The sequence below is a fragment of the Bradyrhizobium sp. CCGE-LA001 genome (genome assembly GCF_000296215.2).
In the GTDB taxonomy this organism is placed as follows: Bacteria; Pseudomonadota; Alphaproteobacteria; order Rhizobiales; family Xanthobacteraceae; genus Bradyrhizobium.
Genome location: NZ_CP013949.1, coordinates 6,996,451 through 7,016,353 on the forward strand (window position 1 = coordinate 6,996,451; position 19,903 = coordinate 7,016,353).

At 64.1% G+C, this 19,903-nt stretch carries 19 protein-coding genes; 9 read left to right on the plus strand and 10 right to left on the minus strand.

The window, feature by feature from the left end:
• Positions 1–48 precede the first annotated feature (48 nt).
• Complete coding sequence (locus BCCGELA001_RS31890; RefSeq protein WP_008546157.1) at positions 49–1,074, plus strand: Fe(3+) ABC transporter substrate-binding protein; 1,026 nt, start codon at positions 49–51, stop codon at positions 1,072–1,074.
• Between the two features lie 94 nt (positions 1,075–1,168).
• Entirely contained in the window at positions 1,169–2,776 is a 1,608-nt protein-coding gene (locus tag BCCGELA001_RS31895; RefSeq protein WP_060737971.1) for an ABC transporter permease, read from the plus strand.
• 21 nt (positions 2,777–2,797) lie between these two features.
• On the opposite strand, the gene BCCGELA001_RS31900 is transcribed toward BCCGELA001_RS31895, so the two are convergent.
• Both BCCGELA001_RS31900 and BCCGELA001_RS31905 read right to left on the minus strand, forming a co-directional pair.
• Entirely contained in the window at positions 2,798–3,448 is a 651-nt protein-coding gene (locus BCCGELA001_RS31900; RefSeq protein ID WP_008546159.1) for a 3-oxoacid CoA-transferase subunit B, read from the minus strand.
• A 21-nt stretch (positions 3,449–3,469) separates the two neighbouring features.
• On the minus strand, positions 3,470–4,177 hold the full coding sequence (locus BCCGELA001_RS31905; protein ID WP_008546160.1) for a CoA transferase subunit A: 708 nt from the start codon (positions 4,175–4,177) through the stop codon (positions 3,470–3,472).
• Positions 4,178–4,450: 273 nt separating this feature from the next.
• On the opposite strand from BCCGELA001_RS31905, the gene BCCGELA001_RS31910 reads away from it, so the two are divergent.
• From BCCGELA001_RS31910 to BCCGELA001_RS31925, 4 genes are all read left to right on the plus strand, one after another.
• On the plus strand, positions 4,451–6,343 hold the full coding sequence (locus tag BCCGELA001_RS31910; protein ID WP_060737096.1) for an AsmA family protein: 1,893 nt from the start codon (positions 4,451–4,453) through the stop codon (positions 6,341–6,343).
• A 224-nt stretch (positions 6,344–6,567) separates the two neighbouring features.
• Positions 6,568–7,953, plus strand: coding sequence for an ABC transporter substrate-binding protein (locus tag BCCGELA001_RS31915; protein WP_060737972.1), 1,386 nt, complete (start codon positions 6,568–6,570; stop codon positions 7,951–7,953).
• 94 nt (positions 7,954–8,047) lie between these two features.
• On the plus strand, positions 8,048–8,920 hold the full coding sequence (locus BCCGELA001_RS31920) for a carbohydrate ABC transporter permease (protein WP_008546164.1): 873 nt from the start codon (positions 8,048–8,050) through the stop codon (positions 8,918–8,920).
• On the plus strand, positions 8,917–9,783 hold the full coding sequence (locus tag BCCGELA001_RS31925; protein ID WP_008546165.1) for a carbohydrate ABC transporter permease: 867 nt from the start codon (positions 8,917–8,919) through the stop codon (positions 9,781–9,783). Before BCCGELA001_RS31920 ends, BCCGELA001_RS31925 begins: the two co-directional genes overlap by 4 nt.
• Here BCCGELA001_RS31925 and BCCGELA001_RS39200 read toward each other — a convergent pair.
• Genes BCCGELA001_RS39200 through BCCGELA001_RS31945 form a run of 5 tightly spaced genes read right to left on the minus strand, consistent with a single transcriptional unit; the run spans position 9,780 to position 13,192 of the window.
• On the minus strand, positions 9,780–10,067 hold the full coding sequence (locus tag BCCGELA001_RS39200) for a hypothetical protein (protein ID WP_008546166.1): 288 nt from the start codon (positions 10,065–10,067) through the stop codon (positions 9,780–9,782). The genes BCCGELA001_RS31925 and BCCGELA001_RS39200 overlap by 4 nt on opposite strands.
• Entirely contained in the window at positions 10,064–10,273 is a 210-nt protein-coding gene (locus BCCGELA001_RS39205) for a DUF6622 family protein (RefSeq protein WP_008546167.1), read from the minus strand. The genes BCCGELA001_RS39200 and BCCGELA001_RS39205 overlap by 4 nt, the downstream gene beginning before the upstream one ends.
• A gap of 18 nt (positions 10,274–10,291) precedes the next feature.
• Entirely contained in the window at positions 10,292–11,104 is an 813-nt protein-coding gene (locus BCCGELA001_RS31935; RefSeq protein ID WP_008546168.1) for an ABC transporter permease, read from the minus strand.
• Between the two features lie 4 nt (positions 11,105–11,108).
• Positions 11,109–12,023 carry an ABC transporter permease gene (locus tag BCCGELA001_RS31940; RefSeq protein ID WP_008546169.1) on the minus strand — a complete coding sequence of 305 codons (915 nt, stop codon included), beginning with the start codon at positions 12,021–12,023 and terminating at the stop codon, positions 11,109–11,111.
• Entirely contained in the window at positions 12,020–13,192 is a 1,173-nt protein-coding gene (locus tag BCCGELA001_RS31945) for an ABC transporter ATP-binding protein (RefSeq protein WP_008546170.1), read from the minus strand. The genes BCCGELA001_RS31940 and BCCGELA001_RS31945 overlap by 4 nt, the downstream gene beginning before the upstream one ends.
• A 122-nt stretch (positions 13,193–13,314) precedes the next feature.
• Between BCCGELA001_RS31945 and BCCGELA001_RS31950 the strand changes: the two genes are divergently transcribed.
• Together BCCGELA001_RS31950 and BCCGELA001_RS31955 are read left to right on the plus strand one after the other, a co-directional pair.
• Positions 13,315–13,545, plus strand: a complete 231-nt coding sequence (locus BCCGELA001_RS31950) for a hypothetical protein (protein ID WP_060737097.1) — start codon at positions 13,315–13,317, stop codon at positions 13,543–13,545.
• Positions 13,542–13,844, plus strand: coding sequence for a type II toxin-antitoxin system RelE/ParE family toxin (locus BCCGELA001_RS31955; RefSeq protein ID WP_060737098.1), 303 nt, complete (start codon positions 13,542–13,544; stop codon positions 13,842–13,844). Before BCCGELA001_RS31950 ends, BCCGELA001_RS31955 begins: the two co-directional genes overlap by 4 nt.
• Here BCCGELA001_RS31955 and BCCGELA001_RS31960 read toward each other — a convergent pair.
• Positions 13,841–15,301 (minus strand): glycerol-3-phosphate dehydrogenase, encoded by a 1,461-nt coding sequence (locus BCCGELA001_RS31960; RefSeq protein WP_060737099.1) that lies wholly within the window; start codon positions 15,299–15,301, stop codon positions 13,841–13,843. The genes BCCGELA001_RS31955 and BCCGELA001_RS31960 overlap by 4 nt on opposite strands.
• A gap of 36 nt (positions 15,302–15,337) precedes the next feature.
• Positions 15,338–18,025, minus strand: a complete 2,688-nt coding sequence (locus tag BCCGELA001_RS31965; RefSeq protein WP_060737100.1) for a sensor domain-containing protein — start codon at positions 18,023–18,025, stop codon at positions 15,338–15,340.
• 202 nt (positions 18,026–18,227) lie between these two features.
• Here BCCGELA001_RS31965 and BCCGELA001_RS31970 point away from each other — a divergent pair, with 202 nt between their 5' ends.
• Entirely contained in the window at positions 18,228–19,331 is a 1,104-nt protein-coding gene (locus BCCGELA001_RS31970) for an NAD(P)/FAD-dependent oxidoreductase (RefSeq protein WP_008546176.1), read from the plus strand.
• 125 nt (positions 19,332–19,456) lie between these two features.
• On the opposite strand, the gene BCCGELA001_RS31975 is transcribed toward BCCGELA001_RS31970, so the two are convergent.
• Entirely contained in the window at positions 19,457–19,639 is a 183-nt protein-coding gene (locus BCCGELA001_RS31975) for a YdcH family protein (RefSeq protein ID WP_008546178.1), read from the minus strand.
• Positions 19,640–19,903 lie beyond the last annotated feature (264 nt).

Consider the following 19,903-nt stretch of genomic DNA (forward strand, 5'->3'; position numbering starts at 1 on the left):
CTGCGCTACTCAATCGGGCGTTCAATCGCCCGCGTGGGAGCTGCCCTTATGATCAATCTTCGCGTCCTCGCCGCCTCCGCGGCGGTGTTGAGCCTGACCCTATCCTTCGTGTCGGAAGCAGCCGCCAATGGCGAAGTCAATGTCTATACCTATCGTGAGACCAAGCTGATCCAGCCGCTGTTCGACGCCTTCAGCAAGGATACCGGCATCAAGGTCAATGTCGTGTCCGCAAGCTCCGGTCTGGAGCAGCGCATGAAGGCGGAAGGCGCCAACAGTCCGGCCGACGTGCTGCTGACGGTGGACATCGGCCGTATCGACGAGGCCGTGCAGGCCGGCGTCACCCAGCCGATCAAGTCGGAGGCGGTCGACAAGGTCGTGCCCGCGCAGTATCGCGATCCGGACGGGCAATGGGCCGGCATCTCCATGCGCGCGCGCGTGATCTATGCCTCGAAGGATCGCGTCAAGCAGGACAAGATCACCTATGAGGAGCTCGCCGATCCCAAGTGGAAAGGCAAGATCTGCATTCGCTCGGGCCAGCACATTTACAACAACGCGCTGTTCGCGGCTTATACCGCCAAGTACGGCGAGGCAAAGGCTGAGGAGTGGCTGCGCGGCGTGAAGGCCAATCTCGCGCAGAAGCCGTCCGGCGGCGATCGCGAAGCCGCGCGCGACGTTGCGGCCGGCAAGTGCGACATCGGCATCGGCAACACCTACTATTGGGCGCTGATGATGAACAACGATCCCGACAAGAAGCCATGGGCGGAAGCGACCCGCGTCATCCTGCCGACCTTCGAAGGCGGCGGCACCCACGTCAACCTCTCCGGCGTGCTGCTCGCCAAGCACGCACCCAACAAGGCCAACGGCATCAAGCTGATCGAGTGGCTCGTCAGCGAGCAGGCGCAGCAGATGTATGCCGACCAGAACTACGAATATCCGGTTCGCGCCGGTGTCGCCATCAACTCGACCATCGCGGGCTACGGCAAACTCGGCCCGGATCCGTTGCCGATCGCGAAGATCGCCGCCAATCGCAAGGCTGCGGCCTCGCTGGTGGACAAGGTCGGCTTTGACAACTGATCTCTGGCGGCCGTCTTCCCTAAAATTAGAAGAAGCCAAGGGCGCACGGCCTCGTTCGAAAGGTCGTGCCCACGCCGGACGCGCCGCAACCGCCATCGCGATCGCAACTGCGATCCTGGTCGCGGCGCCCGTGCTCTCGATCGTTTCGCTGGCTCTGCAGCCGGCGGGCGATGTGTGGCACGATCTGATCAACTACGTGCTGCCGGCCGCCCTGCTGGATACCGCACTCCTGCTCGCCGGGGTCGGCGCGCTCACGCTTCTGATCGGCGCCGGCACTGCGTGGGTGATGTCGCGCCACGATTTTCCCGGCCGCGGCATGCTGCTGTGGCTGATGCCGCTGCCGCTGGCGATTCCGACCTATCTTGCGGCTTACGTTTATGCCGACCTGTTCGAACCGCTCGGCCTGATGCATCGCACGTTGGCGATCTGGCTGCCGCTGGGCGATGCCCTCGGCCATCTGCCAAACGTGCGCTCGCTGCCGGGCGCCATCTTCGTGATCGGGCTCGTGCTCTACCCTTACGTCTATCTGGCGGCGCGCGCGACGTTCCAGGTTCAGTCTGCCGAATTCGCTGAAGCGGCCAAGACGCTGGGCGCCGGCCGATGGACCATTTTCTGGCGCGTTTCACTGCCGATGGCGCGGCCGGCGCTTGCGGTCGGCGTGGCGCTGGTCGCGCTGGAAACGCTCAACGACATCGGCGCCAGCGAATATCTCGGCATCCGCACGCTGACGGTCTCGATCTTCACCACCTGGCTCAACCGCGGCAGCCTTGCCGGTGCGGCGCAACTCGCATGCCTGATGCTTGCGATCGTCGCCGGCCTGATCGCGATGGAGCGTTACGGCCGTCGCAACGCCAACATCGCATTCTCGGCCGAAAGCCCGCATGTGAGGCAGCGGACCCCGCTTTCGGGCGCAAGAGCGTGGATCGCGTTCGCGGTCTGCGCGCTGCCGGTGCTGATCGGCTTCGTCGTGCCGCTGTCCTACCTGGCGCATCAGGCTCTTGGTCGCGGACTGCTTACGAATTTCGACCCGCTGCTGTGGCGCCACACCTTCCATTCGTTTGCCTTCGCAGCGCTCGCGACGCTTCTGGCGCTGATGCTTGCGCTCGCCACGACGATTGCGCACCGCTTTCGGCCCGATCCTCTGCGATATCTGGCGATGAGCGTCGCGCAGACCGGATACGCGCTGCCGGGCCTCGTGATTGCCCTCGGCCTGCTGACCCCGGTCCTGGCGGTCGACAACGCGATGAGCGTGGTTGCCGCCTGGATCGGACGTTCGCAGCCCGGGCTGATCCTGGTCGGCTCCGGGATGGCCGTCGTCATCGCCTATACGATCCGTTTTCTTGCCGTGCCGGTCGGCATGATCAAGGCCGGGTTCGACAGCATTCCGCGCGACTATGACGAGAGCGCACGCACGGTCGGCGCCGGCCAGGCAGTCATGTTGAGGCAGATCTATCTGCCGTTGCTCAGGCCCGCGATGCTCGGCGCCGTCATCGTCATGTTCGTCGACTGCCTGAAGGAGCTCCCGGCAACGCTGCTCTTGCGTCCCCTCAACGTCGAAACACTGTCGACGTCGATCTACCAGTTCGCAAGCCGTGGCAATTTCGAGGACGGCGCGCTCGCGGCCCTCCTGATCGTCGCCGCCAGCATCGGCCCGGTCGCGTGGCTGACCCGGTTCTCCGATGTGCCGAGCGGCCCCGCTTGAAGCCGCCCCGACGTTTCCCGCTTACGTATTCTTCAGCGCGACGCGGAATTCGGCTTCGGTCTTGGACTTGACCTCGTCGAGCGTGACGCCGTCGGCGAGCTCAATCAGGGCCATGCCGCCGTCGCCGTGCTTGTCGATGGTGAAGACGGCGAGATCGGTGACGACCATGTCGACCACCCGCTCACCGGTCAGCGGCAGGTTGCACTGCTTCAACAGCTTCGGGCCGTCCTTGGCGGAATGCTCCATCACCACGACGACGCGCTTGACGCCGGCGACGAGGTCCATCGCGCCACCCATGCCCTTGACCATCTTGCCGGGGATCATCCAGTTGGCGAGATCGCCGTTCTGGGCCACCTGCATCGCGCCGAGGATCGACAGGTCCATGTGGCCGCCGCGGATCATGCCGAACGAATCCGCGCTCGAGAAATAGGACGTCGAGGGCAGCTCGCTCACGGTCTGCTTGCCGGCGTTGATCAGGTCCGCATCCACCTCGTCTTCATAGGGGAACGGTCCCATGCCGAGCATGCCGTTCTCGCTCTGCAGGCTGACGTCGATGCCGTCGGGGATGTAGTTCGAGACCAGCGTCGGGATGCCGATGCCGAGATTGACGTAGTAGCCGTCGCGCAGTTCCTTCGCGGCGCGCGCGGCCATTTGTTCACGGGTCCAGGCCATATCAGTTCTCCTGTTTCGCGCTTAAGCCGCAGGCCGCGGGCGGGTGTTGCGGAATTCGATGCGCTTCTTGGCCGTGCCGACCTCGACGATGCGCTTCACGAAGATGCCGGGCGTGTGGATGTGGTCGGGATTGAGTTCACCGGCGGGAACCAGATGCTCGACCTCGGCCACCGTGATCTTGGCGGCGGTCGCCATCATCGGGTTAAAGTTGCGCGCGGTCTTGCGGTAGATGAGGTTGCCGGCGGTGTCGCCCTTCCAGGCGTGCACGATGGCGAGGTCGGCGAACAGGCCCCGCTCCATCAGGTATTTCTCGCCGTCGAACTCCTTCACTTCCTTGCCTTCGGCGATCAGCGTGCCGACGCCGGTCTTGGTGTAGAAGGCCGGAATGCCGGCGCCGCCGGCGCGGATGCGCTCGGCCAGCGTGCCCTGCGGATTGAATTCGAGTTCCAGCTCGCCGGCGAGGAATTGCTGGGCGAACAGCTTGTTCTCGCCGACATAGGACGAGATCATCTTCTTGATCTGCCGGGTCTCCAGCAGGCGGCTGAGCCCGATGCCGTCAACACCGGCATTGTTGGAGACAACGGTGAGCCCCTTGACGCCGGACTCGCGGATCGCGTCCGACAGCTCCTCGGCGATGCCGCAGAGGCCGAAGCCGCCCGACATGATCATCATGTTGTCTTTCAGAATGCCTGACAGAGCCGACTTGGCGTCGGGATAGACCTTGTTCATGCAAATGACCTTCGACTGAACTTTCGGCTTGCGGGCGTCGCGCCTTATTGGCGGCGATTATTAGGCGAAATCCTCCGAAGCCGTCAATGATACGGGGGTTCTCCGTTCCGCCGCCGGGTGATAGAAGCTGCTCACGCCATGGGCAGAATCGTCCGCGGCCTTGAAAGCGACAAGAAAACCCATCAAGTTGCGGGGGTTGGGCGTGGGCACGCAGGTTTCCCGACCCGCCCTTCTGGCTCCAACAACCAACCCGATCAGGACATGCCATTGACCATGGCTCAAGGAATGAAGCGCCTCGGGACGCCGATCGTGGCGCTGCTCGGCGTGGCGCTGATCGCCCTGATCGCGACGTCCTGGCTCATCAACCGCGACGCGCTGCGCAAGGCGGTGGAAGCGCAGATCCGCGACGTGACCGGGCTCGAGCTCAATGTCGCGGGTGCCATCGACATTTCGGTGCTGCCGGCAAGCTACATCTCCTTCCACGACGTCGGTCTCAAGGGCGGCGGCGCCAGCGATCCCGCGCTCCATATCGACGTGCTCACCGCCAATCTGCGGCTGCTGCCGTTGCTGTTGCAACGCTTCGAGATCGCCGACCTGACGCTGCTGCGACCGCGCATCCATGTCAGCCTGAAGCCGGACGGCGAGAGCAACTGGACACCCTTCATCCAGACCATCGCGCGCACCATGAAGCCCGGCGCCGAAAACCAGGTCTCGTTCTCCGAAATCAGGATCCAGGACGGCGTCCTCAATTACGAGGACGTCGCCACGCACGGCACCGAGAAGCTCGAGGACATCGACCTGTCGCTGGCCTGGCCGTCGATCTCGCGCTCCTTCGCCGCGACCGGGCAGTTCGACTGGCGCGGCGAACGCGTCGACGGCACGATCAGCTTTTCCGATTTCGTGGCCGCCCTCTCCGGCGAGCGCTCGGGGTTGAAGGCGCGGATCGCGAGCGCGCCGCTCAAGCTCGCCTTCGATGGCAGCGTCGCCAACCGCACCAGCCCGATGATGGAGGGCACGCTCACCATCGACAGCCCGTCCTTGCGCAACGCGCTGCGCTGGACCGGACAGCCGCAGCCAGCAAGCGGCGGCTTCGGCCGCTTCGCGCTGAAGGCGCGCGCCAACGTCGTCGGCGCCTCGATCGCGCTCACCAACGTCAATGTCGAGCTCGACGGCAACACCGCCGAAGGCGTCATGACCTACGCCAACAACGGTCGCCAGGCGCTGCAAGCAACCCTCGCCGCCGACGCGCTCGACTTCACGCCCTATATCTCGACCTTTCGCCTGCTCGCGAGCGGAGCGCGCGATTGGAACAGGCAGCTGTTCGACCTCAACGGATTGTCGACCACCGACCTCGACATGCGCCTTTCGGCAGCAAAGCTGACGGTCGGCCCGACGAAGCTCGGCCGCACCGCGATCGGCGCCAATTTGCGCAACGGCACGCTGGCGCTCTCGGTGGGCGAGGCCCAGATCTATGGCGGCATCGCCAAAGGCTCGTTCGGCATCGCGCGCGCCGAGAACGTCGCCGACATCAAGGCGCAATTCCAGTTCACAGACGTCGACCTCCAGGCCTGCGCATCCGAACTGTTCGGCCTCAACAAGCTGTCCGGCCGCGGCAACATCAACGTCTCCCTCTTCGCTTCCGGCTCGAGCCCGTTCGGCCTCGTGCAGTCGCTCGACGGCAGCGCAACGGTCAAGGGGCATAACGGCGCGATCTCGGGCTTCAATGCCGAGCAACTCCTCAAGCGCCTGGAACGGCGACCGCTGTCGGGCGGCGGCAATTTCCGCAGCGGCTCCACGCCCTACGACAGCCTCACCATCGCGGTGAAGTTTTCGGATGGGATCGCCACCGCCGAGGACATCCGCATCGAAGGGCCCACGGCGAAGATCACGCTGACCGGCACCGCCTCGGTGCCGACCCGCGAATACGACATGAAGGGCGTCGCGAGCCTCAACACGGCGTCCGGCTTTCAACTGCCCTTCATGGTGCAGGGTCCCTGGGACGATCCTCTGGTCTTTCCCGATCCCGAAAGCCTGATCCGGCAATCGCCTGCGGCGTCTCCCTTCCTCGATCTCCTGAAGCAGCGTATCACCGGGGGCGGCAAGCGCCCGGCCCAGGACGGATCGCCGACGGCCGAGAATGCCAAAGAGGGCGCCAAGTCGAACTGAGAGTCCGAACTGAGAGTCCGACCCGAGGATTTGCAGCCCATCGAGCGACGCGAATTGATTAGGGCGAATTGATGCGGCGATTGGATCGATGCGTGAATTAAGCATCCATCCGGCCCGACATTCCGCGACCTTGGTCTGACAAGATGGCGCTAGATCGGCCTCCCGCCATGCGCTAGTGTTTTATACGACCGGTTAAAAACACCGGCCGTTTGAGGGAGAAGAACGTGAAATCCAAGGTTATTGGCGCAGTATCATTGGCGGTCGCTGCGGTTGGGCTGTTTGCTGCCACTGCACCCGCCTTTGCGCAGCAGAAGACGATTACGGTCTGGTGGGGCAAGGGCTTCTATCGCTCCGAAGACGACGCCCTGATCGAAACGATCAAGAAATTCGAAGCCAAGACCGGCATCAAGGTCGAATTGTCGCAATACGCGATCCAGGACATGATTCCGAAGACGGTCGCCGCGCTCGATGCCGGCACTGTGCCCGATGTCGCCTATTCCGACTCTTATGACGTGCAGGCGCAGGGCAAGTGGGCCTATGAGGGCAAGCTCGAGGACCTCACGGACATCATGGACCCGATCAAGGGCCGGTTCGCGCAGAACACGCTCGACGCGTCGATCCTCTACAACGACGTCGCCAAGAAGAAGGCCTATTACGGCTTCCCGCTGAAGCAGCAGAGCATGCATGTCGAGATCTGGAACGACATGCTGGAGAAAGCCGGCTTCAAGCTCGCCGACATTCCGACCGACTGGGCCGGCTATTGGACGTTCTGGTGCGACAAGGTGCAACCGGCGATCCGCAAGGCAACGGGCCAGCGGGTTTACGGTGTGGGTCAGCCGATGGGCGTGGAATCCACCGACGCCTTCCAGTCGTTCTACACCTTCATGGACGCCTATCACGTCAAGCTGGTCGACGACGACGGCAAGCTGCTGGTCGACGATCCCAAGGTTCGCGAGAACCTGATCAAGGCGATGAAGGACTACACCGACACCTACATCAAGGGCTGCACGCCGCCGTCCTCGACGACCTGGAAGGATCCCGACAACAACGTCGCGTTCCACAACAAGACGATCGTGATGACCCACAATTTCACGATCTCGATCGCGGCGAAGTGGTTCGAAGACTCGCAGAACCAGGCCCTTACCCAGGAGCAGCGCGACGCCGGCAAGAAGGCCTATGAGCAGGACATCGTCACGGCGTCCTTCCCGAAGGCTCCTGACGGATCGACCATTAAATATCGCTCCGACGTCAAGACCGGGCTGATCTTCACCGCGGCCAAGAACAAGGCCGAGGGCAAGCAGTTCATCAGCTTCCTGCTCCAGGAAGAGAACATCCGTCCTTACATCGAGGGCGCACTCGGCCGCTGGTTCCCGGTGACGAAGGAAAGCCAGGAAAGCCCGTTCTGGCAGGCTGACAAGCACCGCAAGGCCGTCTACACGCAGTTCAAGGGCGGAACCAGTCAGTTCGACTTCACCAAGAACTGGAAGTTCACGATCCTGAACAACGAGAACATCTGGGCCAAGGCTATGAACCGGGTGGTCAGCGAGAAGGTGCCGGTCGAGAAGGCCGTCGACGAGATGATCGCCCGCATCAAGCAGGTCGCGGGTTAAGTCGTCCGCTGCTCTCCCCGCGCTGCGGAGAGAGGTGTAAGAACAACACCGGCCGCGTTTCGCGGCCGGCTTCTCTTTGAAGAGTCCGAAAAGAATGGCGATCACGCTCTCAGGCGATCAGGCACTTCCCGGCCCGCCCCTGTCGTCCCGGCTGACCCCGGCGCAGGTCTGGGGCATCGTGCTGCTTGCGCCCTATTTGCTCGTTTTCCTTGCTTTCGTCGTCTATCCCGTCTGCTATGGCCTGTGGCTGGCGCGCGCGCCGGAAAACTACGTCGCGCTCTACCATGACCCGATCTTCGCGCGGGCCGCGATCAACACGCTGATCTTCCTGGTCGTCGGCATCAACATCAAGATGCTGATCGCGCTGTTCCTGTCCGGCTTCTTCGCCGTGCAGCGCCCCTGGATCAAATGGCTTTCGGTTATCTTCATCCTGCCCTGGGCGGTGCCGTCGATCCCAACCATCCTGTCGGTGCGCTTCATGCTCAATCCCGAATGGGGCGTGATCAACCACCTCATCTTCTCCTTCACCGGCGATGACGGCCCGAACTGGCTGAACGACCCGACCGTGGCGCTCAGCATGGCGATCGGCGTGCACATCTGGAAGTCGCTGCCGTTCTGGACGCTGATCCTGATCACCGGCCGGCTTGCGATCTCGCACGACCTGTTCGAGGCTGCCGAAGTGGACGGTGCGAGCTGGTGGCAAAAATTCCGCTACATCACCTGGCCGTCGATGCAGACGCTCTACGTCACCTGCACCCTGCTCTCGATGATCTGGACGCTCGGCGACTTCAACAGCGTCTATCTGCTCACCGGCGGCGGACCTGCCGACCTCACCCATGTGCTGGCGACGCTCGGCATTCGCTATCTGCGGCTCGACCAGCTCTCGCTGGCCATGGCATCGATCGTCTGCGCGATGCCGTTCGTCCTGCCGCTCGTGTATTTCATGATGAAACGGTTGTCGCGATGAAGCTCCCCGGCGTAAGCGAATTTTCCTGGCGCGACGTCGCGACCGAAGCGCGGCTGCTGCTGATCGGCATTCCCGTCTTCCTGTGGACGATGATCCCGATCTATCACATGTTCCTGTTCGCGATCTCCCCGAAGGACGACGCGTTCTCGGGCAAGTTGTGGCCGGACCATCCGACGCTGCATAATTTCACGATCGTGTTCAAGCAGCAGCACTACTTCCTGCGCGACTTCTACATCCAGTTCTGGAATTCGACGGTGATCGCCGTCTCCGTCGGCGTGCTGACGCTGGTCATCGCGACCTGCGCGGCGTTCGCGATCTCGCGGTTGAAGGTGCCTGGCGGGCGGACCGTGCTGAACCTCGCGCTCTTCACCTATTTCATCCCCGCGGCGTTCCTCGCCGTGCCGATGTACCGCACCATGGGCAATTACGGCCTGCTCAACAACCACTGGTCGCTGATCCTGGCCATGGTGACGATCGCGAGCCCCTACGCGATCTGGGTGCTGAAGCAGGCGTCCGACAAGCTGCCGGTCGAGCTGGACGAGGCCGCCGTGATGGACGGCGCGACGACGCTGCAGATCTTCCGCCTGGTCTATTTGCCGCTGATGATGCCCTCGCTGGTCGCGATCGGCACCTATGCGGTGCTGCTGGCCTGGAACGAATATCTCTACGCATTCCTGCTGCTCTCGAACGACCGCGAGATCACCCTCCCCGTCGCGCTCGGCAACTTCCTAGCCGCAGACGATTCGCCCTGGGAGCTGCTGATGACAACCGGCTTCATCTACGCGCTGCCGCCGGCCGCGGTCTATTACGCCTTCCGCCGCTACATGGTGGGCGGTCTCACCGCAGGTGCGGTGAAGTCCTAAGCAATCGCCGCGCGCTTCCGGCGATAGGCGACAAGAAGCGCGATCGCCGAACCAATGAAATAGCCGGCGATCGCGCCCGAGACGGCGCGGCCGACAATGATCGCCAATGCCCGGTCGGCCGCATCGATCGCCGAGATCACGCCGACCGCATATTGCAGCGAGAACACGACGAGGTTGCGGATCAGCGCGAAGGCGCTGCCTGGGCGGATGATTTCGCCCGTCGTGTGATCGACATCGAAGGGGCGTGGCGTCAGCACACCCAGAAATACCAGCGCGGCCGTCATCCATGCGACCAGAGGCCAGGTACTGCCTTGGAGAGCCCGAAGCCGATCCTCGACATCCCCCAAACGATGAACACGACCGGCAGGACCAGCGCACGCCAGATCGGCGTCGTGCGTGGCTGCAGCGCTTGAACGCCCTGCCAGACGAGATAGGCCAGCAGCACCCAAACCCAGGGCGGCGTGTGGATCAGCACCTGATAGGCGAACATCCCGGCCAGTATCCCTGTTTACAGCGGCGCCGCGCTCTCGCCCTGCGAGCTCGACAGCTTCGAAGCGAGCGAGGCGATGACAATGACGACCGCGATCAGGGCGATCACCAGCGTGCAGATCGCGTTGATCTCGGGTTTCACGCCCAGCCGCACCTCCGAATAGATGCGGATCGGCAGCGTCGCCGAGCCTGGGCCGGTGGTGAAGCTCGCGATCACGAGATCGTCGAGCGACAGCGTGAACGCCAGCATCCAGCCGGCGACGATCGCCGGCGCGATCAGCGGCAGCGTCACGGCGACGAAGGCGTGGACCGGCTCGCAGCCGAGATCCATTGCGGCCTCCTCCAGCGAGCGATCGAGCGAGCCAAGGCGCGACTGCACGACCACCGCGACGAAGCACATGGTCAGCGTGGTGTGGGCGATCGTCACCGTCCAGAAACCGCGCTCGGCGTTCAGCGCGACGAACAGCAGCAGCAGCGACAGACCGGTGATCACCTCCGGCATCACCAGCGGTGCATAGAGCATGCCCGAGAACACCGTGCGGCCGCGAAACCTCTCTCCACGCGACAGCGCCACCGCCGCCAGCGTGCCGAGCAGCGTCGCGATGGTCGCGGAGGAAACCGCGACCCGCAGGCTCATCCAGGCCGCCTCGATCATGGCGCGATCATTGAAGAACTCGTGATACCAGCGCAGCGACCAGCCGCCCCACACCGTCACCAGGCGTGAGGCGTTAAAGGAATAGATCACGAGGATCAGAATCGGCAAATAAAGGAACGCCAGCCCCAGCGCCAGCGAGACAATGTTGAAGCGGGAGAGACGTGAGAGCTTGCGCATCGTCTCAGCGCCCCTGTTCCAGCTGCCGCTTCTGCAGCCGTTCGTACAGCAACAGCGGGACCAGCAGCACCACCAGCAGCACGATGGCCGCCGCGGAGGCCACCGGCCAGTCCTTGTTGGTGAAGAATTCGAGCCAGAGGGTCTGGCCGATCATCAGCGAATTGGAGCCGGCCAGAAGATCCGGGATGACGAACTCGCCGACGATCGGGATGAAGCACAGCAGCACGCCGGCGCCGACGCCGGGCAGCGACAACGGGAAGGTGACCAGCCAGAACACCTGCCAGGGCGGCGCACCTAGATCGCCTGCCGCCTCCTCCAGCGCCGGCTCCATCTTGGCGAGCGTGGCGTAGAGCGGCAGGATCATGAACGGCAGATAGGAATAGACGATGCCGATATACATCGCGCTGTCGGTGGAGAGCCACACCACGGGCTGGCTGACCAGATGCAGTGCCAGCAGGATCTGGTTGAGCAGGCCATCGTGCTGGAGGATGTTGATCCAGGCATAAATGCGGATCAGGAACGAGGTCCAGAACGGCACGATCACCAGCACCATCGCCACCGCCTGCCAAGTCTTCGGCAGCCGCGCCATGCCATAGGCGACGGGGTAGCCGATCAACAGCAGGAGCGCAGTCGCCGTGACGGCGACGGTGAAGCTGCGCAAATAAGCGAACACGTAGATGTCGTCGGAGATCAGCAGCCTGAAATTGTCGAGCGACAATGCGGCAAAGGCGGCCTTCAGCGCCTCCCATCCCGCCGTCAGGTCGAACACGGGCTCGTAAGGCGGCTGCGCGATCGCCGTTTGCGACAGACTGATCTTCAGCACGAAGGCAAACGGCACCAGGAAGAACAGCGCCATCCAGAGATAAGGCGCAATCGCGGCAAAGCGCGCCGGCCGCGCGAAGATGCGACGGGAGCTCATGGCGGCAGCACCACGCAATCGTCGGGCGTGAACCAGGCGACGACGCTCTGGTTCACGCTGTAGGCGTCGACGTCGATGCGCGCGCTGTTGACGACCGAAGCTTGCACCATACCGCCGGCGTCGAGCTTCACCTTATAGGTGGTGGTGCCGCCGAGATAGCAGATGTCGGCGATCACGCCCTCCAGGCTGTTGATTGCCGTTGCACGACCGGCCTCGGACACCGGCGCGCGGCGCGACAGCTTCACCTTTTCCGGCCGGATCGCGACCGACAATGTCGTCTCGCCCACCGGCTCGCGCGGCTCCGTCGCCACCAGCGTGCCCGCTTCGCGCGTGGCGATCACCAGGCGATGGCCGTCACGCAGCTTGAACTCGCCCTCGAACAGATTGACGTCGCCGACGAACTCCGCGATCCAGCGCGACCGCGGCGCCTCATAGAGTTCGCGCGGAGCCGCGACCTGCGCCAGCTTGCCGGCCTTCATCACGCCGATCCGGCTCGCCATCGTCATCGCCTCCTCCTGGTCGTGGGTGACGATGATGAAGGTCATGCCAAGCCGGCGCTGCAGCTCCATCAGCTCTCCTTGCGTGCTCTCGCGCAGCTTCTTGTCAAGCGCTGCGAGCGGCTCGTCGAGCAGCAGCAGTTGCGGCCGCCGTGCCAGCGCCCTCGCCAGCGCCACGCGCTGGCGCTGGCCGCCGGAGAGCTGGTCGGGCTTGCGCTTCTCCAGGCCTTCGAGCTTCACCAGTGCCACCATTTCCGCAACGCGCGTGGCGATGTCGGCGCGCGCCATGCCGGCGCGCTTCAGGCCGAAGGCGATGTTGTCGCGCACCGACAGATGCGGAAACAGCGCGTAGTTCTGGAACATCATGTTGATTGGCCGCTCATGCGGCAGCGCCTGCGCGATGTCCTTGCCGCCGAGCAGGATGCGCCCCTCGTCCGGCGCCTCGAAGCCGGCGAGCATGCGCAGCAGCGTGGTCTTGCCGCAGCCGCTGGGGCCAAGCAATGCGAAGAACTCGCCGGCCTTGATGTCGAGCGAGACGCCGTCCACGGCACGGAACGTGCCGAACGTCTTGGCAACGCCCTCGATGCGCAATAGCGGCTGCCCCGCTGCGGGATGTGCATCTCCGCCGGCTGCATTGGCCGCGATGTCTGGTCTGGGCAACTCGTCCGTCATGGTCCCTGCCAACCCCGAATCCGCCGCACGCTAGCGGCCGATCGTCCCCAGCTCAACCGGCTCGGGGGCGGATCGTCCCAAATTGGTCTTCATGCTGGACGGCAAAGAGCGTATGATGCGGCATGACCAAGTTGCTGGATCAAGCCGTGGAGATCGCGCGCAGTCTGCCGTCCGACGCGCAGGATGACATTGCCCGGATCGTGCTCCAGCTCGCCGGCGCAGAAGCAGCCTCTCCCGTCATCCTCTCGGACGATGAGAGATCGGCAATTGCCAGATCCAAGGAGGCCGCCGAACGAGGCGAATTCGCAACCGAGGCTCAGGTCCGCGCGACTTGGGCCAAACACCGCCTGTGAATATTCGCTATACGCTTCCGGCGCTAGCGGACCTCGATTCCATTCTGACCTACATTGCGAAGACGTCTCCTCAGGGAGCCGCGCGCGTCCAAAAGCGCATTCAGGATGTGATCAGCCTGTTAACAGCGCATCCGGAGATTGGTGTACGGACCGATGATTCGGACATCCGAAGGCTGACCACAACGCCCTACCCATTTCTCGTATTCTACGAAATCAGAGGCCGGGAGATCATCATCCACGCCATTCGTCATGGCGCTCGCGGTCCCGGCGGGATGCCGGGCAAGCGCGGCTCCGTCTAGCTTGCTCCCGCCATGAACGCCCCTAGCGCGTCGCGATCCGCCGCGGGCATGGTCAGGCCGAGCTTGGAACGGCGCCACAGGACGTCGTCGGGAAAGCGCGCCCATTCATGGTCCATGAGATAGCGAACCTCGGCGCCGGTCAGTTCGGAACCGAAGGTCGGGCCGAGTTCTTCACGTGTCTTCACCTCGCCCAGCACTGCCGGCAATCGCGAGCCATAGGCTGCGACCAGGCGCCGGGCCTGCGGCTCCGACAGAAAGCGCCAGCGGTCGCGTGCGAGGTCGACCTCCGTGTCGAAACGATCCCAGGCAAAATCGCCACCGGACAGCGCCGTGCCGGCGGTCCAGGGCGGCGACATCGGATAGAACGGCGTCAGATGCGTCACCGCCCGCTCCGCGCGCAGCCGTGAGGTGGTGACGTCACCGCCGAATATCGTGATCAGCGGCGCCTTGCGCCGGCGCGCGTGGAACAAGGTCGTGCCATCGCGTCCTCGCACAGACGCCAACGTCAGGTTGACGCCGGAGACAGTCCGGACCACGTCGGTCGGGGTGACGCGATCGCGGAAATAGCGGCTGGCGGCTTCGCAGAGATAGCCGACATCGGCTCCACGCATGGCCACGATCGCGGGATCGCCGGTGAATTCGTGCGTGACCGTGCCGATCAGGGTGAAGTCGCGTTCGAGCGGCTGAGCAAAGATCAGCCGTCCGTCGTTGTTCTGGAAGACGTAGACGTTGTCGGACTCGAACAGGCTGGGCACGATGATCTGGCTCATCTGCGTTGCTGCCAGGGGCACTTGCTGATGCCGCAGCACGGTCTCCGCGACCATCGGCGTCCACGCCCCGGTGGCGTTGGCCAACGCCCGGCTCGTGATCGTGCGGCGGTGACCACGATCGACCACCGCAAGGCGCCAGATGTCGGTTCGATCGGCGCGGACACAGCGCGCACCGGTGCTGATCACGGCGCCACGTTCTGCGGCGTCGACCGCCGTGAGCACCACCAGGCGGGAATCGTCGACGACGCAGTCCGAATATGCGAACGCCGTGCCGAACGGACGTTTCAGCGCGTTGCCGACCGGATGATGCGTGATGTCGAGGGTCGTCGCGTCAGGCAGGCCGCTCCGGCTGGAGAGGCGGTCATAAAGGAGCAGGCCGGCGCGCAGCAGCCATGGCGGACGTTCCTCGGCATGCGCGGGGATCACGAACTGCATCGGCCGGACCAGATGCGGCGCGATCTTGAGCCAGGTCCGGCGCTCAGCCAGCGCCCGGCGCACCCGCCAGAAGCCGCGCCGTTCCAGAACCGAGAGATCGCCATGGATCAGCCGCGGTGTCGCTGATGACGCCGCGCCGCCGAGATCGCCCTGTTCGAACAGGATGACCCGCAAGCCGCGGCCGGCCGCATCGCGCGCAAGGCTGACCCCGTTCAGCCCGCCGCCGATGATCGCAAGGTCGTAATCCGCCATGAGGCCGTCGAGAAGGAGCGAAGAGCCCCGTCTTCACTAGCCGGTCTTGAGCGCAAGCTCCATGACTTCGGTGCGGCCGACGAGGCCAGAATATTTTCCGATCGGCAAAGGCTTGCCGAGCAGGTAGCCCTGCACGCCGTCGCAGCCTTCCTTGGCCAGGAAGGCGAGCTGATCGAGGGTCTCTACGCCTTCCGCGATGATCGACATTTCGAGGCCGTGACCGAGATCGATCACCGCACGCACGATCGCCGCCGATTGCGGGTTGCGGCCGAGATTGATGATGAAGGCGCGGTCGATCTTGATCTTGTCGAATGGGAACGCCTGGAGATAGCTCAGCGAGGAATAGCCGCTGCCGAAATCGTCCATGGAGATGCGCACCCCGAGGGCCTTCAGCCGGCGCAGCAGCGCAAGGCCGCGGGCGAAATCCTCGATCAAGACGCCTTCGGTGATCTCCAACTCGAGCCGGCCGGGGGCAAGGCCGGTCTCGATCAGGATCGAATGGACCAGCCCGACCACGTCGCCGTGCATGAACTGCGCCGGCGACAGGTTGACCGCGACCTGGAGCGGTTTCGGCCAGGACGCCGCCTCGCGGCAGGCCTCGCGCAGGATCCACTCGCCCATCTCGACGATCAGGCCGCTTTCCTCCGCGATCGGAATGAACTCGGCCGGCGAAACTTGGCCGCGCACCGGATGCTGCCAGCGCGCCAATGCCTCGAAGCCGATGATCTCGCTCTCGGCGACGCTGTTGCCGGCGACGCCCTGCGGCTGGAAGGCGAGCGAGAGCTCGCCGTTCTTGATCGCCATCGAGAGGTCCTGATGCAGCACGCGGCGATCGCGGATCTGCTGGTCCATCTCCGGCTGATAGAGGCTGATCGTGCCGCGTGACTTCTGCTTGGCGCGGAACAGGGCCGCACCGGCATTGGCGAGCAGCGAGGCGCCATCAGCGCCGTTATGCGGGAAGATCGACATGCCTGTGGTGATACCTGCGCGGACCGGGCGGCCGTCGATCTGGAATTCGCGGGCGACGGCTTCGCCGATCTGCTGCGCCAGCGCCAGGCCCGCCTGCGGCTGCTTGCCGTCGATGATCAGGCCGAACTCGTCGCCCGACAGGCGCGCCACCACCCCGCCGCGTGCGGAGTCCAGGAGCCGGTGGGCCACCTCGATCAAGAGCTTGTCGCCGAGCGCATGGCCGAAGACGTCGTTGACCTCCTTGAGGCCGTCGAGATCGACGCAGAGGACGGCGAACTCCTCGCTGGTGCCTTCGCAGGCCTCGATCATCTGGGTCAGCGCCTGCAGGAAGGCGGCGCGGTTCGGCAGGTCGGTGAGGCCGTCGTGATAGGCCATGTGCGCCATGCGCGACTCGGTCTGCCGGCGATCGGTGACGTCCTCGTGGGTCTTGATCAGATATTGCGGTTCGCCGTCATCGTTCAGCACGGTGGCGCGGCGGGTCAGGAACAGGCGCAGGCCGTCCTTTGTCGAGATCGGATGCTCCTCGGAGATCATCCCGCGCTTCTTGATCGCGGCCTCGTCGCGCGCGATGATCAGCTTGGCTTCCTTCGGATTGAAGATATCGGCGGCGGTCAGGCCCGTGGTTTCCTCGCGCCTGCGGTTGAGGATCGACTCGGCGCTGCGGTTGGCGAGCAGATAGCGGCCGTCCTTGACCTGCTCCACGATCAACGCCACCGGGATGTTGTCGACCACGAGCTCGAGGAACCTCTTGGTGCTCTCCAGCTCCTGCGACAGCGAGCGGCGGTCCGTGATGTCCTCGAACACCAGCAGCAGGAATCCGGGCTTGTTGCCGTCATTGCGGACCGCGATCCGGATCGAGGCGACCATGCGCCGCTCTCCGCCCCGCTCGACCTCGAATTCATTGCGGAACTGGCCGTCCGGCGAATCGAGCGCCGCGCGGTCAGTCGCCTCGATGGTAGCCGCCGAGCCCGGCGCGAACAGCTCGCGCGCATTCTTGCCGACGACATGATCCCGCGAGAAGCCCCAGAACCGCTCATAGGCCGTATTCGCGAAGATATAGCGGCCGTCCTCGATGTTCTTGGCGGCGACACAGGCCGGCACGTTGTCCAGCACCGTCTCCAGGAATTGCTTGGTGGAGGCGAGCTGTTGCGACAGCCTGCGCTCTTCGCTGACGTCGAGATGCGTCGCCACCGAGCCGCCGTTCGGGAGCACGAAGAACTTCACCAGGATGGCCCGTCCGTCCGGCATTTCGGTGATCAAGCCGTTGGTGCTTGACGCCTTCTGGTAGAACTCCTCGTCGGTAGCGGCATCCAGCACCCCCCGCCGGCGCCGCAGCTCGAGAAGGTCGTGGCCGGTCATGTTGGGCCGGATCTCCGACCGCGTCAGGCCATAGATCTCGAGGTAGCGGTCGTTGCAGAAGATGACGCGCCGCTGCGCATCCGTCATCACCACGCCCTGGTTGAGATTGTTCATGGCGGAGGAGACGAAGGCATTGCGCCGCAACTGCAAGCGCCGGGTCCGGCGCAGCGAAGAATGGATCCACAGTACGATCGCGGCGAGGAACGAGCAGAGAACGATGCCCGCAATCAAGGCTTCCCAGATTACGCTGGGATTGAGCCTGGCGAGATCAGCCGGAGCGGCGAAGGCGTCCGACAGCGCAAAGGCGCGCGCAGGCGCGACCGCGCCGGCCAGGCACACGACGGCCTGCACAGCAATCGGAAGCGTGCTGCCCACGTGCCAGTTCTTCTCAGCCATCAGCCACCCGCGATTTCAACGTCGGATTGTCTGGCTTCACGGGTTTGGATCGGGTAAACGCCTGTACGTGCAACAGAAAAATGTGACGCGAAACACGGCAATTGCCCTGACATGATAAACGCCTCCTTAACGGAAAACGGCCGCACGCCCGCCTCTGCAGCCCTCCTGCCACCGGCTCCTCCAGCGGACCGCCTGCACAATCATGGATAGGGTCGACTGCGTCGTCATCGGAGCCGGCGTGGTCGGGCTCGCGGTGGCTCGAAGGCTCGCGCAGGCCGGGCGCGAGGTCATCGTGCTCGAGGAAGCCGAGGCCATCGGCACCATCACGTCATCACGCAACAGCGAGGTGATCCATGCCGGTATCTACTACCGCGCCGGGAGCTGGATGGCGCGCATGTGCGTGGACGGCAAGCACGCGCTCTATCGCTACTGCGCCGAACGCGGCATCCCGCACAAGAATTGCGGCAAGCTGATCGTCGCGACCAGTGCGAAGGAGACGGAAAAGCTGCAATCGATCAAGGCGCATGCTGAAGCCAACGGCGTGCTCGACATGGAGCTGCTTTCGGGCGAGGCCGCACGCGCGCTGGAGCCGGCGCTCGCCTGCGACGCCGCACTGCTGTCGCCCTCGACCGGCATCATCGACAGCCACGCCTACATGCTCTCGCTGCGCGGCGAAGCCGAGGACGCGGGCGCGGCCTTCGCGTTCCACACGCCCCTGGTCCGCGCCAAGGCAGCCGCCGGCGTGATCGAGATCGAAGCCGGCGGCGAAGCGCCGATGACCCTGCAATGCAGCCTCCTCGTCAACGCCGCAGGGCTGTCGGCGACGATGGTGGCGCGCAACATCGAGGGCATGCCGCTGGACCGCATTCCGCCGGCCTATCTCGCCAAGGGAAACTATTTCAGTTGCAATGCCAGGGCGCCGTTCTCGCGCCTGATCTACCCGGTGCCCGAGCCCGGCGGGCTGGGTGTGCACCTGACGCTGGACATGGCGGGGCAGGCCCGCTTCGGGCCCGACGTCGAGTGGATCGAGACGATCAACTACGAGGTCGACCCGTCACGTGCCGAGCGCTTCTACCCTGCGATCCGCAGATATTGGCCGACGCTGCCCGACGGCGCGTTGATGCCGAGCTATTCGGGCATCCGTCCGAAGATCGTGCCCCCGGCGGTGGCCACGCAGGATTTTCTGATGCAGGGCCCGCGCGATCACGGCGTCACAGGTCTGATCAACCTGTTCGGCATCGAATCGCCGGGGCTGACGTCGTCGCTCGCGATCGCGGATCACGTTGCCGAGCTCGCAGACATCTAAGCGCCGTGCGAATAAGCGTCGTGCAAACATCTTTGCACGGCGCGTGCGTCCTCGCAGCAGGGATGAGCGCAAAGGCGTCATCCCTGCGGGAAGGGTTAGATCAACTCTACATTGTTACGGGGGTACTAGTGGAGCGTGTCGCCAGATTGCTTCAGACGCTCGATCTGGTCCTTGACCATCAACTTCCGGCGCTTCAACTCAACAATTTGCAGGTCGTCTGTTGAAAGGTGCACGAGAGCTTCGTGCAATTCGTTTTCGAGAAGTTTGTGCTTCCGCTCCAATTCAACAAGATGTGCCTGAATTGTCATTCGAAACCTCCTCGGTAGGGTTGAACCTCAGGATTCGATCCGGACGAGCAAGTCTACATCACCGATTCGTTCTGTCGACGGATATCCGTCGTCGCTCCGTCATTTTTGAAAATTCATATGTAACGAAGCGTGAGTACGGGAACCGCGCGGGAAAAATCCATGATATCAATGCGCTTGCGCCGCCCCTCGGCGATCCGCAGAAATATGTTGCGGGAGATCGTCGAGCGGCGGCCCGAGATCGCTTGCGATCACGCCGCGCAAGGA